The organism is Pseudoruegeria aquimaris, assembly GCF_900172235.1.
In the GTDB taxonomy this organism is placed as follows: domain Bacteria; phylum Pseudomonadota; class Alphaproteobacteria; order Rhodobacterales; family Rhodobacteraceae; genus Pseudoruegeria; species Pseudoruegeria aquimaris.
In genome coordinates this window covers 82,787-98,666 of the sequence record NZ_FWFQ01000010.1, presented here as the reverse complement: position 1 = coordinate 98,666, position 15,880 = coordinate 82,787, and the positions used below count along the sequence as shown (strand labels likewise).

Genomic DNA, 15,880 nt, shown 5'->3' with positions numbered 1-15,880 from the left:
AGCATGGTGAAACTGACACGCAGACAGGCCATCAAGGCAAAGGCCGTCGCCGCAGCCGCAGCCGCGGCCGGGCTTCCGGCGGGGGCGCAGAACCTCGTCACGGACGCGGAACTGACGGAGCTCAAAAATGGGACAAGGCCGCCTGCCGCTTCTGCGGCACCGGCTGTTCGATCATGGTGGCCACGAAGGCGGGCCGCGTGGTGGCCACGCATGGTGACGCGGAAGCCGAGGTCAACAAGGGCCTCAACTGCATCAAGGGCTATTTCCTCTCCAAGATCATGTATGGCGCCGACCGCCTCACGCAGCCGCTTCTGCGCAAGAAGGACGGCGTGTTCGACAAGAACGGTGATTTCGAGCCGGTGAGCTGGGATGAAGCCTTCGACATCATGGCCGAGAAGTGGAAGGCCACGCTGAAGGAGAAGGGCCCGGAGGCCATCGGCATGTTCGGCTCCGGCCAGTGGACGGTCTGGGAAGGCTACGCCGCCTCCAAGCTGATGAAGGCGGGCTTCCGCTCCAACAACATCGATCCCAACGCGCGCCACTGCATGGCATCGGCCGTGGTGGGCTTCATGCGCACCTTCGGCATCGACGAGCCGATGGGCTGCTACGATGATTTCGAGAACGCCGATGCCTTCGTGCTCTGGGGCTCGAACATGGCCGAGATGCACCCGATCCTCTGGACGCGCATCGCGGACCGCAAGTTCAGCCATCCCCATGTGAAGGTGGCGGTTCTGTCCACATTCCAACACCGCAGCTTCGACCTCGCCGACATCCCGATGGTGTTCGCGCCTCAGACGGACCTGATCCTGCTCAACGCGATCTCTAACTACCTGATCGAGAACGACGCGGTGAACATGGAGTTCGTCGAGAAGCACGTGAACTTCAAAAAGGGCGCGCAGGACATCGGCTACGGGCTGCGCCCGGAGCATCCGCTGCAGCAGGCGGCGGCAAACCCGGATTCCGGCGCCTCCGAGCCGATCACCTTCGAGGAATTCGCCGAGTTCGTGAAGCCCTACACGCTGAAGATGGCCGCCGAGGCCAGCGGCGTGCCGGAGGAGCGGATCGAGGAACTGGCGAAGCTCTACGCCGATCCGGACACCAAGGTGATGAGCCTCTGGACGATGGGCGTGAACCAGCACACGCGCGGCGTGTGGGTCAACAACATGATCTACAACCTGCACCTGCTGACGGGCAAGATTTCCACCCCCGGCAACTCGCCCTTCTCGCTCACCGGACAGCCCTCCGCCTGCGGCACCGCGCGCGAGGTGGGCACGTTCAGCCACCGCCTGCCCGCGGACATGGTGGTCAACAACCCCGAGCACCGCGCCAAGGCCGAGAAGATCTGGAAGCTGCCCGAGGGCACCATCCCCGAGAAGGTGGGCGCCCACGCCGTGTTGCAGAACCGGATGCTGAAGGACGGCAAGATCAACTGCTACTGGGTGCAGGTGAACAACAACATGCAGGCCGCGCCGAACATGATGGAGGAGGGGCTGCCGGGCTACCGCAACCCCGACAACTTCATCGTGGTCTCCGATGCCTATCCCACCGTCACCGCGCAGGCCGCCGACCTGATCCTGCCCGCCGCGATGTGGGTGGAGAAGGAAGGCGCCTACGGCAACGCCGAGCGGCGCACCCAGTTCTGGCACCAGATGGTCCACGCACCGGGCGAAAGCCGCTCCGACCTGTGGCAGCTGATGGAATTCTCCAAGCGGTTCACCGTCGAGGAGGTCTGGCCGCAGGAGCTGATCGACAAGATGCCCGAAGTGGCGGGCAAGACGCTGTTTGACGTGCTCTACGCCAACGGCCAGGTCAATGCCTTCGGCCTGGAGGAGACCAGCAAGGAGCATGCCAACGACGAATCCGAGCATTTCGGCTTCTACGTCCAGAAAGGGCTCTTCGAGGAATACGCCTCCTTCGGCCGTGGCCACGCCCACGATCTGGCGCCCTTCGAAACCTATCACGAGGTGCGCGGGCTGCGCTGGCCCGTGGTGGACGGCAAGGAAACGCGCTGGCGTTTCAACCCGGAGTATGACCCTTACGCCAAGGGCGAGGGCTGGGATTTCTACGGCAACAAGGACGGCAAGGCCAACATCTTCGCGCTGCCCTACGAGCCGCCGGCGGAAAGCCCGGATGAGGAATACCCGTTCTGGCTCTCCACGGGGCGCGTGCTGGAGCACTGGCATTCGGGCTCGATGACGCAACGGGTGCCCGAGCTCTACAAGGCGGTTCCGGATGCGCTCTGCTACATGCACCCGGACGATGCCGCCGAGATGGGCCTGCGCCGCGGCAGCGCGGTCAAGGTGATCTCGCGCCGGGGCTTCATGGAAACGCGGGTGGAGACGCGCGGGCGCAACAAGCCGCCGCGCGGGCTTGTCTTCGTGCCGTGGTTCGATGCCAGCCAGCTGATCAACAAGGTCACGCTGGATGCCACCGATCCGCTGTCCAAGCAGACCGACTTCAAGAAATGCGCCGTGCGCATCGAAGCTGTGTGAGGTGTGAGATGAAACGCATTCTTCTATCCGTTCTGGGCGTCGCCGCGGTGACGGTTTCGATCTCTGCCGCCTCGGCCCAGCAATATGTCGCGACCCTTCGCGGCGAGGTGGACCTGGCGGAGGAAACCATGCCGCCGCCGATCCCGGCACAGACGAACGACGATCTGCGCAAGGCGCGCAACTACCCCGAACAACCGCCGCTGATCCCGCACAAGATCGAGGGATACCAGATCGACAAGAACGCCAACCGCTGCCTCACCTGCCACGCGCGCAGCGCCGTGGAAGACAGTCAGGCGCCGATGATCTCGGTCACCCACTTCATGAACCGGGACAACCAGGTGCTCGCCTCGGTTTCGCCGCGGCGCTACTTCTGCACCCAGTGCCACGTGCCGCAGCATGAGGCCAAGCCGCTGGTCGAGAATGCCTTCGTGGACGTGGACAACGTTCTGGAATACCTGAAAGAGAACGAGGGAGGCAGCGACTGATGTTTTCCCGCCTCTGGAACTGGATCAAGGGCCTCTGGCGCACCATCGCCCGGCCCAGCATCCACTATTCGCTGGGCTTCCTGTGCCTGAGCGGCTTCTTCATGGGGATCATCTTCTGGGGCGGGTTCAACACCGCGCTCGAACTGACCAACACCGAGAAGTTCTGCACCGGCTGCCACGAGATGCGCGACAACGTGTTCGAAGAGCTGAAATCCACGATCCACTACACCAACCGCTCCGGCGTGCGGGCCACCTGCCCGGATTGCCACGTGCCGCATGAATGGACGCCCAAGATCGCGCGCAAGATGCAGGCCAGCAAGGAGGTGTGGGGCAAGATCTTCGGCACGATCAACACGCGCGAGAAATTCCTGGAGAAACGGCTCGAACTGGCCCAGCACGAATGGGCGCGGCTTGAAGCCAACGACTCGCTGGAATGCCGCAACTGCCACTCCGAGGAATACATGGATTTCACCCGCCAGTCCAAACGCGCGGCCGAAACCCACGAACGCTTCCTCGTCACCGGCGAGAAGACCTGCATCGACTGCCACAAGGGGATCGCGCACCAACTGCCCGATCTCGGCCAGGCCGGCATGATGAAGCCGCAGCCGACGGAAGCGCAGATCGTGGCCTATCTCGACAGCCTCGAGGAGCTTGGCGCCAACTGACGCCCGGCGCGCAGCCCTTGGGCTGTGCCGCTTCAAAATGAAAAAACGCGGCCCCCAGTTCGGGGCCGCGATTCTCTTTCGGGGGCTGCGATCAGCGGCGTGTCGGCCTTCAGAAATCGTACTTCCAACGCGCCCCCAGCAGCCAGGAGTCCATGTCCTGATAGAGCGTGCCGCTGGTGTCTGCGAAGCTGTAAGCGCGGTAGCCCGCGTAAAGCTCCATATTGGCGGCGTCGATCTTCTGCACGAGGGAGACGCCCCAGAGATCGGAGTCAGAGCCCGCGGTGTCGAAATCCTCCCCGGCGTAGTAATCCAGCGCCGCTGCGGTGGCGCCCCAACTCACGACATCGCGTTCCAGCCCGAGGCGGGCCATGGCGTAGGAGGCGTCGGTGTCCGCGCCGCCCGCGATCAGGGTGAAGCTGACGCCCGACGGGGTGTGCAGGATCCCGGCCGAACCCGCATAGGCCCCGGCGTTGCTGTCGCTGGTGTCGGAGTAGCCGGCGGAGGCGGCGAATTCCACGTCGCCGAATGTGTCGGCGTAGAAGACAGCCAGATCGTAGAAATCGCGGTCATCGCCGGAGGTGAGTACTTCGATCCCGTAGGCGGCGGCCACTTTGAAGCCGCCGTATTGCGGTGTGTCGTAGCGCAGGCGGAAGCGGCGGCTGCCGTCGAAATTCTTGAACACATCGGAGATGGCGATGCCCGAGAGCGTGCCGCCGGCATCGCGGAATTGGAAGCCGCCGGCCTGATCGCCGATGGCGCTGCCCGCCACCACGCCGACGCCGGTGAAATCGGATCCCACCGCGCCGTCGCTCGCCATCGAGCCCTGGCCTGCGGAGAAAGTGCCGTAGCCGGTGGAGAAGATTACCTCGAACTTCCGCAGGTCGGTGCGTTTGATGTCCCAGAAATCCGGCGCGTTCAGCTGGCTCACCGCGCCCGACTGGCGAAAGCCCAGCCCGGTTTCGAAGTTGAACAGGAAGCTGTTGCCGGTATCGCCCAGATCGCCGGTGACGTTGAAGCCGAAGCGGCTGTTGGCGTTGGAGTTGTCGGTGAAGGTGTTCGTCGTCTGACCGCCATCATCGACGCTTTGCCACGCCGGGTTGAAATGGCCATAGAACTCGATGGCGGATGTGCCTTGCGCCCAGAACGCCGTGGGCAGGGCGAGAGCCGTTGCTGTCAGAAGGGGGATAGCGGCTTTCATGGAAAGCTCCTCGATGCGGCCTTGGCGCGGTCTGCGGATCTGTTGCCAACAGTTGAGCGCGAGATGGGGGATAAGAAACAACCGCAAGGTAGCACAAAGAAAACGGGGCGGCAGGGCCGCCCCGGATCAATGGGGAACTTCGCGGGCAACCGTTGCCGATTGGCCCGCGGTGCGTGGAGCGGTCAGTCGAAATCGCCGACCTTGATCATGCTCTTCATCGCCGTCGGGCTGCGGTCCAGCGCCTCGAAGGCGGCCTGCACCTCGGACAGCGGCGAAATATCGGTGATGAAGCGCTCGGCATCCACCGCGCCCTGCGCGAGCAGCGCGATGGCGCGTTCGTAATCCTCGGGCTCGTAGACGCGGGCGCCGATCAGCTTCAGCTCGCGCCAGAAGAACTGGAACAGGTCGATCTGCGGCTTCTGGGCGTGGATCGCCACCATGACGATGCGCGCGCGGGTGCCGGCCACGGCCGTCATCGCGTCCACCCCGGCCTGCGTGCCGGACACCTCGAAGACGACTTCCGCCGCCTTGCCCTCGGTGCGCGCGTTCACGGCCTCCGCCAGATCGGTTTCGCGCGGGTTGATCGTGTCGAACCCCATGGCCTGCGCCACGGCGAGGCGGTGTTCGTTCACCTCCGAGATCACCACGTTGCCGCCGGCGGCGCGGGCGGCGATCGCCACCAGAACGCCGATCGGCCCGCCGCCGATCACCACGGCGTCCTCGCCCTCGGTGAGGCCCGAGAGCCGCACGTCGTGGCAGGCCACCGCCAGCGGTTCGATCAGCGCGGCGTGATCCAGCGCCAGCCCATCGGGCAGGTGGTGCAGCGTGTGGGCGGGAACGCTCCAGAGACCCTGCAACGCGCCGTCGGTATCAAGGCCGAGGAACTTCAGCTTGTGGCAGATGTGGCTGTGGCCTGCCGTGCAGGCCGGGCATTCGCCGCAAGGCTGCAACGGGCGCACCACGACGCGCTGGCCGGGGGCGAACCCTTCAACGCCGTCGCCGAGGCTTTCCACCACCGCCGACATCTCGTGGCCCAGCACCCTGTCAAATCCGACGCGGGCGTCCATGTTGCCGTGGTAGACGTGCATGTCGGTGCCGCAGATGCCGCAGTAGGCGATGGCCAGCCGCACTTCGCCCGGCCCCGGAGGCGGCGCGGTGCGCTCTTCCACGGAGAAGGTCTTGTTGCCGCGGTAGACGGCGGCTTTCACGGTTTGGGTGCTCATCTGTGCATCTCCTGATGGGCGCGGCGCAGCTTTTCCCAGTCGAAGGTGACGCCTGTGCCGGGGGTGTCGGGTGCGACGGCGAGGTGATCCTCGATCACCAGCGGCCGCGTCGTGTATTGATCGATCGGGAAGGAATGGACCTCGATCCAGCCCGCGTTCTCGCGGGCGGAGACGAGGCTGACGTGCAACTCCTGCATCCCGTGGGAGCAGATCGGAATGCCGTGGGCGGCGCTCAGTTCGGCGACCTGGAGCCAGCCGGTGATGCCGCCGCAGTTGGAGGCATCCGGTTGCAGGTAGCTCAGGCGCGCGTCGGCCACGGCGTATTCGAACTCGTGGATCGTATGGAGGTTCTCGCCCATGGCGAGCGGCATGCCGGTGGCCTGCGCGATGCGGCCGTAGCCCTTGTAGTCGTCGGGGATGATCGGCTCTTCGAACCAGGTGATGCCATAGGGCTTGAAGGCCTCGGCGGCCGCGATGGCCTGCGCTTCGGTCATGGAGTAGTTGGCATCCACCATGAAGGTGACATCGGGGCCGATCAGTTCGCGCACCGCCTTCACGCGGGCCACGTCCTCTTCCAGCGTGGGCTGGCCGATCTTGATCTTCACCCCGTCGTGGCCGCGCGCGAGATAGCCGCGGATGCTGTCCAGCAGCTTGGGCAGGGGAAAGTTCAGATCGATCCCGCCGGCGTAGGCGCGGCAGCGGTCCGATGCGCCCCCGGCCATCTGCCAGAGCGCACGGCCCTCGCGCTTGCCGCGCAGATCCCAAAGGGCAATATCAACGGCGGAAATGGCGAAACTCGCGATGCCGCCCCGCGCCACGTAGTGCACGTGCCATTGCATCGCCTCGTAGAGCGCCTCGACCTCCCGCGCATCGCGCCCCACCAGAAAGGGCGCCAGGTCGTGGCGGATCATCGCTTCGATGGCGTGGCCGCCCCTGCCGCCGGTATAGGTGTAGCCGGTGCCTTCGCTGCCGTCGGCCAGCCGCACCGTGGCGGTGACGAGCTCGAAGTGGGTGTGATCGCCGTGCTTGGCGTCCGAAAGCACTTCGGCGAGCGGCACGTCGAAGCGCCGCACCTCGACGGATGTGATTTCCTGTGTCACCGGCTGCCTCCCAACATGCCGCGGCCCCAATCCCCTCCCGGGCCGGTAGTTGCGCGAACCATGCAAAAAAACCGGTAGGGGGCGCAATGGGCAATTGCCCCTCGGGAAGGTCGCGGGCTCACAGGTAGGCGAATACCCGGGCCAGAACGCGCTCCGCAGCGCTGCTCAGCCGCCGGCCTCGGTTCTGGATCACGAAACAGGGCGAAACCGAGATCGGCGTGGCGAGATCCAGCGGCGTGACCCGCGCGCTGAGCGGCGGCTCCAGCAGCATGTTGGCCACCTCATGCGTCAGCGGGGCGATCGTGTCGGTGCCCTGCAGAAAGGCCAGCGCGATCAGCAGCGAGGAGGAGTTCGTCACCCGGCGCGGCGCCGCGAGCCCCTGCGCGTGGAAGGCATTCTCCACCGCAAGGCGGATCGGCGAGCCCATGTCCTGCATCACCCATTCGTGGCGCAGAAGCGCCTGCAGCGGCAGGCCACGCCGGCCTGCAAGCGGGTGCTCCGGGCGCACCAGCAGGGAAACGACCTCTCCGCGCGCCGGGTGCAGCCGGAACTCGCGCGCATCGTAGCCCGGCGCCAAGCGGGAGATGACGAAATCGTAGCGCCCTTCCACGAGGCCCCGCATCAACTCGGTGGAGGGGGCCACCTCGATGGTGAACTCGATGTCTGGGGCCTCGGCCTTGACCTCGCGCACGGCGGGCATCAGCGAGCCCACCGCCGGGCCGGTGACCGTGCCGATGCGCACGCGGCCCATGTCTCCGAGAGCGAAACGCTCGGCCTCGGCCTGGAGCAGATCCAGCTCTTCCAGGATAACCTTGGCATGGCGCAGGAAGATCCACCCGAGCGGCGTGGGCTCCATGCCCTTGGGGTGGCGCTCGAACAGCGGCCCGCCGAGCGCGGCTTCCACGTCCGCCAGCGTGCGCGAAGCCGCGGGCTGCGAAATAGCGGAAAGATGCGCGGCCGCCTGCAACTGGCCGGTCTCCGCGATTTTCAGAAGCAATCGCAGGTGGTTGGGTTTCAGGCGGCGGGCAAGGTCCATGGCAGGCTGCATTCCAAAATGGTTATGCAGATTACCTGTAATGCGAATTGCTTGTTATGCAAAGCGATTGATACCCATTGGCGCGGGCCTCGCGGCCCAAAGGGAGTAAGCGCCACCTAGCCAAAACACTCCGGCGCATCCAAGTGGAGGAGACACATGAAACTCAAATCGATCCTGGCCTCGGCCGGCACCGCGCTTCTGTTCGCGACCGCCGCCTACGCCGACGGCACCGTCGGCATCGCCATGCCCACCAAATCCTCGGCGCGCTGGATCTCGGACGGCAACTCGATGGTGGAGCAATTCGCCGCCGCCGGCTACGAAACCGATCTGCAATACGCCGAAGACGACATCCCCAACCAGCTCGCCCAGATCGAGAACATGATCACCAAGGGCGTGGACGTTCTGGTGATCGCCGCCATCGACGGCACCACGCTCTCGAACGCGCTGGAAAACGCCGCCGCCTCGGGCATCCGGGTGATTGCCTACGACCGCCTGATCCGCGACAGCGAGAACGTCGATTATTACGCCACCTTCGACAACTTCAAGGTGGGCGTGCAGCAGGCGACGACGCTCGTGGACGGGCTGAACGAGCGTTTTGCCGGCGTGAAGCCCTGGAACGTCGAACTGTTCGGCGGCTCGCCGGACGACAACAACGCCTATTTCTTCTACGACGGCGCCATGAGCGTGCTGCAGCCGCTCATCGATGATGGCTCCATCAACATCGTGTCGGGCCAGATGGGCATGGACACCGTGGGAACCCTGCGCTGGGACGGCGCGGTGGCGCAGGCGCGCATGGACAACCTGCTGTCGGCCCACTACACCGATGCCGTCGTGCACGGCGTTCTCTCGCCCTACGACGGGCTGTCCATCGGCATTCTCTCCTCGCTCAAGGGCGTGGGCTACGGCTCCGGCGATCTGGCGATGCCGATCGTGACGGGGCAGGACGCCGAGGTGCCTTCGGTGAAATCCATCCTCGCCGGCGAACAATACTCCACCATCTTCAAGGACACCCGCGCGCTGGCCGGCGTGACCGTGGGCATGGTTGATGCGCTGCTCAAGGGCGGCGAGCCGGAGATCAACGACACCACCACCTACGACAACGGCGTGAAAGTGGTGCCTTCCTACCTTCTCGAGCCGCTTCCCGTGACGGCCGAGAACTGGGAGGAGCTGCTGATCGGCTCCGGGTACTACACCATGGATCAGATCAAGTAGGCGCAAGGCAACCACAAGGCTCGCCCGGCCCGATCCGGGCGGGCCGCAAGACGGAGCAAGCACAGGCATGGCCGCGCTTCTTGAAATGCGCTCGATCACCAAGACCTTTCCGGGGGTGAAAGCTCTCGATCAGGTCAATCTCACCGTCCGCGAAGGGGAAATCCACGCGCTGGTCGGCGAGAACGGGGCGGGAAAATCCACGCTGATGAAGGTGCTGAGCGGGGTCTATCCGCATGGCAGCTACGAAGGCGAAATCCATTACGACGGCGCCGTGGCCGCCTTCCGCGACATCGCGGACAGCGAGAAACGGGGCATCATCATCATCCACCAGGAGCTGGCGCTGGTGCCGCTGCTTTCGATCGCGGAAAACATCTTTCTCGGCAACGAACAGGCCCGGGGCGGCGTGATCGACTGGCAGGGCACCTTCCGGCGCACCGAAGGGCTGCTGAAGAAGGTCGGCCTGAGCGAGGCGCCGACGACGTTGGTGGACAAGCTGGGCGTCGGCAAGCAGCAGCTCGTGGAGATCGCCAAGGCGCTCTCCAAGGAGGTGCGGCTGCTGATCCTCGACGAGCCCACGGCGGCGCTGTCGGAATCCGACAGCCAGGCGCTTCTGGATCTGCTGCTGGAGCTGAAGGCGCAGGGCGTGACGAGCATCATCATCAGCCACAAGCTGAACGAGGTGCGCCGCGTGGCCGATACCGTCACCGTGATCCGCGACGGCACCACCGTTTCGACGATGGATGCGCGCAGCCAGCCGATCACCGAGGACGCCATCGTGCGCGATATGGTGGGCCGGGACATGGCGCATCGCTACCCGGAGCGCGAGAGGCGCGCGGGCGAGATGCTGCTGGAGGTTTCTGGCTGGAACGTCTGGCATCCGGAGCACAGCGAACGGCAGGTGATCCGCGACGCCGCTTTCAACGTGCGCGCGGGCGAGGTCGTGGGAATCGCCGGGCTGATGGGCGCCGGGCGCACCGAGCTGGCGATGAGCCTCTTCGGCCGCTCCTACGGGCGCAACATATCCGGCGAAGCGAGGATCCGCGGCCAGGTGGCGGATCTCTCCAGCGTGCCCAAGGCCATCGCGGCGGGGCTGGCCTACGTGACGGAGGACCGCAAGAGCCTCGGCCTGATCCTTGAGGAAACCATCGAGCGCAACGTGACGCTGGCCAATCTGGCGGGCGTCTCGGCAGGCGGTATCCTGAACGAGAACGAAGAAACCGCCGTGGCCGAGAAGTACCGTGCCGCGATGAACATCCGCACACCCAGCGTGTTCCAGAAGGTGATGAACCTCTCGGGCGGCAACCAGCAGAAGGTGGTGCTCTCCAAGTGGCTCTTCGCCGGGCCGGAGGTGCTGATCCTCGACGAGCCGACTCGCGGCATCGACGTGGGAGCGAAATTCGAGATCTACGGGATCATCAACGAGCTCTCTGCCCAGGGCAAAGGCGTGCTGATGATTTCTTCCGAGATGCCCGAGCTCTTGGGCATGTGCGACCGAATCTACGTGATGAACGAAGGGGCTCTGGTGGGCGAGTTGACCGCCGCAGAGGCCAGCCAGGAGCGCATCATGTCGCTCATCGTGACCGAATAAGGAGATCCCGGGGATGGCCATGGCAGAGACCACGGAGACCGCCGCCGCGCCCAAGGGCGTCGGCGAATACCTCAAGAGCCACCTGCGCGAATACGGGCTGCTGATCGCCCTGATCGCCATCATGGTGTTCTTCCAGATCGTGACGGGCGGCACGCTGCTGCGCCCCGTCAACATCACCAACCTGCTGTTGCAGAACAGCTATATCATCATCATGGCGCTGGGGATGCTCATCGTCATCGTGGCCGGGCACATCGATCTCTCGGTCGGCTCGGTGATGGGCTTCATCGGCGCGCTGGCCGCGGTGATGATCGTGAACCACGAATTGCCTGTCTTCGCCACCATCGCCATCTGCCTCGTGGTGGGCGGCGTGATCGGCGCGGCGCAAGGGTATTGGGTCGCCTATTGGAAGATCCCCTCCTTCATCGTGACGCTGGCGGGCATGCTCGTGTTCCGGGGGCTGTCGCTCTGGCTGCTCGAAGGCCAGTCCGTCGGCCCCTTCCCGAAGGAATTCCAGGTGCTGGCCAACGGCTTCGTGCCTGACATCTTCCCGCCCGCGATCGGCGAACGCCTCGCGCCGCTGTTCGATGCGCGCAAGGTGAACGTGCTGGCGCTCTGCACCGGGGTGATCGCGGCGGCGGTGATCGTCTGGATGGGGCTGCGCAAGCGCGCGCGCAACAGGGCCTACGGCATCGTGGACGAACCGCGGGCCTTCTTCATCGCCCGCACCGCCATCGTGAGCCTTGCGCTGGTGTTCATCATGTACAAGCTCTCGACCTTCCGGGGCCTGCCCAACGTGTTGATCACCATGGGCGTTCTGACGATCATCTACGCCTTCCTCACCGAGAAGACGACGCTGGGCCGCCGCATCTACGCGCTGGGCGGCAACGAGAAGGCCGCGAAGCTTTCGGGCATCAAGACCGAACGCCTCACCTTCCTCGCCTTCGTCAACATGGGCATCCTTGCCGCCGCCGCCGGGCTGGTGTTCGCCGCGCGGCTCAACACCGCCACGCCGAAGGCCGGTTTCGCGCTGGAGCTTGACGTGATCGCCGCCGTCTTCATCGGCGGGGCCTCGATGTCGGGCGGTGTGGGCAAGATCGTCGGGGCCGTGGTGGGTGCCTTCCTGATGGGGGTTCTCAACAACGGCATGTCGATCATGGGCATCGGCATCGACTACCAGCAGATGATCAAGGGGCTCGTCCTTCTCGCCGCCGTGATCTTCGACGTCTACAACAAGAGCAAGCAGGGCTGATCCATGGCATTCAAACCCGCGAAATGGCCCCGCCGGCTGCGCAGCCAGGAATGGTATGGCGGCACCTCGCGCGATGCGATCTACCATCGTGGCTGGCTGAAGAACCAGGGCCACCCGCATGACCTGTTCGACGGGCGGCCGGTGATCGGGATCATGAACACGTGGTCCGATCTCACCCCCTGCAACGGCCACCTGCGCGAGTTGGCCGAAAAGGTGAAAGCCGGGATCTGGGAGGCCGGGGGCTTCCCGGTGGAAGTGCCCGCCTTCTCGGCGTCGGAAAACACCTTCCGCCCTACGGCGATGATGTATCGCAACCTCGCCGCCCTCTCGATCGAGGAGCAGATGCGCGGCCAGCCGATCGACGGCGCGGTGCTGCTGGTGGGTTGCGACAAGACCACGCCCTCGCTGCTGATGGCGGCGGCCTCCACCGACATCCCCTCCATCGTCGTCACCGGCGGGCCGATGCTCAATGGCTACTTCCGGGGCGAGCGCGTGGGTTCGGGCACCCACCTTTGGAAATTCTCCGAGGCCGTGAAGGCCGGGGAGATGACGCAGGACGAATTCCTTGAGGCGGAGCAGTCCATGAGCCGCTCCACCGGCACCTGCAACACGATGGGCACCGCCAGCACCATGGCCAGCATGGCCGAGGCGCTGGGCATGGCGCTTTCGGGCAATGCCGCGATCCCGGCGGTGGACAGCCGTCGCCGCGTGATGGCGCAGATGTCGGGCCGCCGGATCGTGCAGATGGTCAAGGACGATCTGAAGCCCTCCGACATCCTGACGAAACAGGCCTTCGAGAACGCCGTGCGCACCAATGGCGCCATCGGCGGCTCCACCAACGCGGTGATCCACCTTTTGGCCATCGCGGGCCGGGTGGGGGTGGATTTCACGCTGGACGACTGGGACGCCTGCGGCCGCGACGTGGCCACCATCGTGAACCTGATGCCCTCGGGCGACTACCTGATGGAGGAGTTCTTCTACGCCGGCGGCCTGCCCGTGGTGCTCAAGCACCTCGGCGAGGCGGGCTTGCTGCACAAGGAGGCGCTCACCGTGGCCGGCACCCCGATCTGGGACGACGTGAAGGATGCGGTGAACTGGAACCCGGACGTGATCCGCCCCGTCGAGAAGGCGCTCACGCCGCAGGGGGGGATCGCCGTCCTGAAAGGCAATCTCGCCCCCAAGGGCGCGGTGATCAAGCCCTCGGCCGCCTCGGAACACCTTCTGAAGCACCGGGGGCGCGCCGTGGTGTTCGAAGATATCGACGACTACAAGGCCCGGATCGACGACGAGGATCTCGACATCGACGAGACCTGCGTGATGGTGCTCAAGAACTGCGGGCCGAAGGGCTACCCCGGCATGGCCGAAGTGGGCAACATGGGCCTGCCGCCCAAGGTGCTGCGCAAGGGCATCACCGACATGGTGCGCATCTCCGATGCCCGCATGTCCGGCACGGCCTATGGCACCGTGATCCTGCACACCTCGCCCGAGGCTGCGGCCGGCGGCCCGCTGGCGGTGGTGCGCGATGGCGACATGATCGAGCTTGACGTTCCCGCCCGCCGCCTGCACCTCGACATCACGGAGGCCGAGCTGGCCGCCCGTCTGGAGGCCTGGGCACCCTCGCACCCGGTGCCGCCTTCAGGGTATGAATGGCTGCACCAGGCCCATGTGGAAGGCGCCGACACCGGCGCGGATCTGGATTTCCTCAAGGGCTGCCGGGGTTCGGCCGTAGGAAAGGAATCGCATTGATGGAAATCGCCCTCGTCGGCATCGGAAAGATCGCCGTGGACCAGCACGTGCCCGCGATCGATGCCAGCCCGGATTGGAAGCTCGCCGCGACGGTCTCCCGCCACGGCACGGTGGACGGCGTGCCCGCCTACACGGATTTCACCGCCATGCTGCAGGAGCGGCCCGAGATCCGCGTGGTCTCGCTCTGCCTGCCGCCGGTGCCCCGCTTCGCCTATGCCGCCGAGGCGATCCGTGCCGGCCGTCACGTGATGCTGGAGAAGCCGCCGGGGGCCACGCTGTCGGAGTGCCACGCGCTCGAAGCGCTGGCCCGCGCGCACCGGGTTTCGCTCTACGCCACCTGGCACTCCCGCCAGGCCGAGCAGGTGGCCGCCGCCAGGGCTTTCCTCGCCGCCGCGCCGCTGAAGCGGCTGGAAGTGCGCTGGCGCGAGGACGTCCGCCACTGGCATCCGGGGCAGGACTGGATCTTCGAGCCCGGCGGCATGGGCGTCTTCGATCCCGGCATCAACGCGCTCTCGATCGTCACCGAGATCCTGCCCGATCCGATCCACCTCACGACCGCCGAGCTGCGGTTCCCGGAAAACAGGCAGACCCCGATCAGCGCCGACATGGCCTTCTTCCACCCGCAGGGGGCCGAGGTCACCGCGCATTTCGACTGGCTGGCCGAAGGCGCGCCGGAATGGACGATCGAGGCCGAAACCGAGGCCGGCTACATGCTGCTGGAAGACGGCGGCGCGAAACTGACGATCGACGGCGCCGCGCCGGAGGCCGCGCCGCCGGGGCTCACCGGCGAATACCCGCGCCTCTACGCGCAGATGGCCGCGCTGGTGCAGGCCGGCGGGATCGACATGGATCTCGCCCCCATGCGCCACGTGGCCGATGCCTTCACCCTGGGCCGCCGCGTGAGCGTCGCGCCGTTCCACTGGTAGCCGCGGCTGCCCCCACCAGAAGAGAGCTGAGATGAAAACGCCGCTCACCGGTATCCTTCCCGTCGCCCCCACGCCCTTCCATGCCGATGGATCGATCGATCCCGAAGGCATGTGCCGGGTGCTCGACTGCATGATCGATCAGGGGGTGGACGCGATCTGCATCCTCGCCAACTACTCCGAGCAGTTCCTGCTGTCCGACGAGGAAAGGGACATCCTGACGCGCGTCAGCCTCGAGCATGTGGCGGGGCGGGTACCGGTGATCGTCACGGTCAGCCATTTCGCCACCGGGATCGTCACCGCCCGCGCACGGCAGGCCGAGGCGCTGGGCGCCGCCATGCTGATGATGATGCCGCCCTATCACGGCGTGGGGCTGGTGCCCTCCGAAGAGGCGATCTTCGAACATTTCGCGGCCGTGTCGGAGGCGGTGTCCATCCCGATCATGGTGCAGGACGCACCGCTCTCGGGCTGCACGCTCTCCGTGCCGCTGCTGGCGCGCATGGCGAAGGAGATCGAGAACGTCTCCTATTTCAAGATGGAGATGCCTTTCGCTGCCGACAAGCTTGCCGCGCTGATCGAAGCCGGGGGCGCGCATGTCCTCGGCCCCTTCGACGGCGAGGAAGCGGCCACGCTTCTGGCGGATCTGGATGCAGGCTGCACCGGCACCATGACTTCCGCCTTGCAGCCCGAGAAGATCCGCCCCATCGTCACCGAATACCGCGCGGGCAACCTCGATGCGGCGCTGGCGCAGTGGAAGCTGTGCCTGCCGCTCATCAACCACGAAAACCGCCAGTGCGGGCTGCGTGCGGCGAAAACGGTGATGATGGAAGGCGGAGTGATCGGTTCGGATCACGTGCGCCACCCGCTCAAGCCGCTGGCGCCGCGTACGAAGGCGCGCCTCATGTCGCTGGCGCGCGAACTGGATCTGATCGCCCTGCGCTGGGGCAAGTAGCACGAGGGCGC

General features: G+C 65.7%; 12 protein-coding genes and 1 pseudogene. 9 read left to right on the top strand and 4 right to left on the bottom strand.

Annotated elements, in window-relative coordinates:
• Positions 1 to 3 precede the first annotated feature (3 nt).
• The 3 genes and pseudogenes from napA to PSA7680_RS08780 all read left to right on the top strand — a co-directional run bounded on the left by napA (position 4) and on the right by PSA7680_RS08780 (position 3,642).
• Positions 4 to 2,492: pseudogene (napA, locus tag PSA7680_RS08790) on the top strand (nitrate reductase catalytic subunit NapA).
• Positions 2,493 to 2,500: 8 nt separating this feature from the next.
• Positions 2,501 to 2,977 (top strand): nitrate reductase cytochrome c-type subunit, encoded by a 477-nt coding sequence (locus tag PSA7680_RS08785; RefSeq protein WP_085868335.1) that lies wholly within the window; start codon positions 2,501 to 2,503, stop codon positions 2,975 to 2,977.
• The gene (locus tag PSA7680_RS08780; RefSeq protein WP_085868334.1) at positions 2,977 to 3,642 is read left to right on the top strand and encodes a cytochrome c3 family protein; all 666 of its coding nucleotides are present in this window, start codon (positions 2,977 to 2,979) and stop codon (positions 3,640 to 3,642) included. Before PSA7680_RS08785 ends, PSA7680_RS08780 begins: the two co-directional genes overlap by 1 nt.
• A gap of 109 nt (positions 3,643 to 3,751) precedes the next feature.
• On the opposite strand, the gene PSA7680_RS08775 is transcribed toward PSA7680_RS08780, so the two are convergent.
• The 4 genes from PSA7680_RS08775 to PSA7680_RS08760 all read right to left on the bottom strand — a co-directional run bounded on the left by PSA7680_RS08775 (position 3,752) and on the right by PSA7680_RS08760 (position 8,199).
• Positions 3,752 to 4,840 (bottom strand): porin, encoded by a 1,089-nt coding sequence (locus PSA7680_RS08775; RefSeq protein ID WP_085868333.1) that lies wholly within the window; start codon positions 4,838 to 4,840, stop codon positions 3,752 to 3,754.
• Between the two features lie 182 nt (positions 4,841 to 5,022).
• A complete protein-coding gene (locus tag PSA7680_RS08770) occupies positions 5,023 to 6,063 on the bottom strand; it encodes a zinc-dependent alcohol dehydrogenase (RefSeq protein WP_139838594.1) in 1,041 nt (346 codons plus the stop codon).
• A complete protein-coding gene (locus PSA7680_RS08765) occupies positions 6,060 to 7,163 on the bottom strand; it encodes a mandelate racemase/muconate lactonizing enzyme family protein (RefSeq protein WP_085868332.1) in 1,104 nt (367 codons plus the stop codon). The genes PSA7680_RS08770 and PSA7680_RS08765 overlap by 4 nt, the downstream gene beginning before the upstream one ends.
• 118 nt (positions 7,164 to 7,281) lie before the next feature.
• Entirely contained in the window at positions 7,282 to 8,199 is a 918-nt protein-coding gene (locus PSA7680_RS08760) for a LysR family transcriptional regulator (protein ID WP_085868331.1), read from the bottom strand.
• Between the two features lie 156 nt (positions 8,200 to 8,355).
• Here PSA7680_RS08760 and chvE point away from each other — a divergent pair, with 156 nt between their 5' ends.
• The 6 genes from chvE (at position 8,356) to PSA7680_RS08730 (ending at position 15,869) form a co-directional block, all read left to right on the top strand.
• The gene (gene chvE / locus PSA7680_RS08755) at positions 8,356 to 9,411 is read left to right on the top strand and encodes a multiple monosaccharide ABC transporter substrate-binding protein (protein WP_085868330.1); all 1,056 of its coding nucleotides are present in this window, start codon (positions 8,356 to 8,358) and stop codon (positions 9,409 to 9,411) included.
• A gap of 67 nt (positions 9,412 to 9,478) precedes the next feature.
• A complete protein-coding gene (gene mmsA, locus PSA7680_RS08750) occupies positions 9,479 to 10,999 on the top strand; it encodes a multiple monosaccharide ABC transporter ATP-binding protein (RefSeq protein ID WP_085868329.1) in 1,521 nt (506 codons plus the stop codon).
• Positions 11,000 to 11,012: 13 nt separating this feature from the next.
• Positions 11,013 to 12,248 carry a multiple monosaccharide ABC transporter permease gene (gene mmsB, locus PSA7680_RS08745; RefSeq protein ID WP_085868328.1) on the top strand — a complete coding sequence of 412 codons (1,236 nt, stop codon included), beginning with the start codon at positions 11,013 to 11,015 and terminating at the stop codon, positions 12,246 to 12,248.
• A gap of 3 nt (positions 12,249 to 12,251) precedes the next feature.
• Entirely contained in the window at positions 12,252 to 13,994 is a 1,743-nt protein-coding gene (gene araD / locus PSA7680_RS08740) for an L-arabinonate dehydratase (protein WP_085868327.1), read from the top strand.
• On the top strand, positions 13,994 to 14,920 hold the full coding sequence (locus PSA7680_RS08735) for a Gfo/Idh/MocA family protein (protein WP_085868326.1): 927 nt from the start codon (positions 13,994 to 13,996) through the stop codon (positions 14,918 to 14,920). Before araD ends, PSA7680_RS08735 begins: the two co-directional genes overlap by 1 nt.
• Before the next feature lie 31 nt (positions 14,921 to 14,951).
• Entirely contained in the window at positions 14,952 to 15,869 is a 918-nt protein-coding gene (locus tag PSA7680_RS08730; protein ID WP_085868325.1) for a dihydrodipicolinate synthase family protein, read from the top strand.
• Positions 15,870 to 15,880 lie beyond the last annotated feature (11 nt).

Excerpts from the sequence above, each read along its gene's own strand:
- PSA7680_RS08785 (WP_085868335.1), top strand. The coding sequence starts at position 2,501 with ATGAAACGCATTCTTCTATCCGTTCTGGGCGTCGCCGCGGTGACGGTT.
- PSA7680_RS08780 (WP_085868334.1), top strand. The coding sequence starts at position 2,977 with ATGTTTTCCCGCCTCTGGAACTGGATCAAGGGCCTCTGGCGCACCATC.
- PSA7680_RS08775 (WP_085868333.1), bottom strand. The coding sequence starts at position 4,840 with ATGAAAGCCGCTATCCCCCTTCTGACAGCAACGGCTCTCGCCCTGCCC.
- PSA7680_RS08770 (WP_139838594.1), bottom strand. The coding sequence starts at position 6,063 with ATGAGCACCCAAACCGTGAAAGCCGCCGTCTACCGCGGCAACAAGACC.
- PSA7680_RS08760 (WP_085868331.1), bottom strand. The coding sequence starts at position 8,199 with ATGGACCTTGCCCGCCGCCTGAAACCCAACCACCTGCGATTGCTTCTG.
- chvE (WP_085868330.1), top strand. The coding sequence starts at position 8,356 with ATGAAACTCAAATCGATCCTGGCCTCGGCCGGCACCGCGCTTCTGTTC.
- mmsA (WP_085868329.1), top strand. The coding sequence starts at position 9,479 with ATGGCCGCGCTTCTTGAAATGCGCTCGATCACCAAGACCTTTCCGGGG.
- mmsB (WP_085868328.1), top strand. The coding sequence starts at position 11,013 with ATGGCCATGGCAGAGACCACGGAGACCGCCGCCGCGCCCAAGGGCGTC.
- araD (WP_085868327.1), top strand. The coding sequence starts at position 12,252 with ATGGCATTCAAACCCGCGAAATGGCCCCGCCGGCTGCGCAGCCAGGAA.
- PSA7680_RS08735 (WP_085868326.1), top strand. The coding sequence starts at position 13,994 with ATGGAAATCGCCCTCGTCGGCATCGGAAAGATCGCCGTGGACCAGCAC.
- PSA7680_RS08730 (WP_085868325.1), top strand. The coding sequence starts at position 14,952 with ATGAAAACGCCGCTCACCGGTATCCTTCCCGTCGCCCCCACGCCCTTC.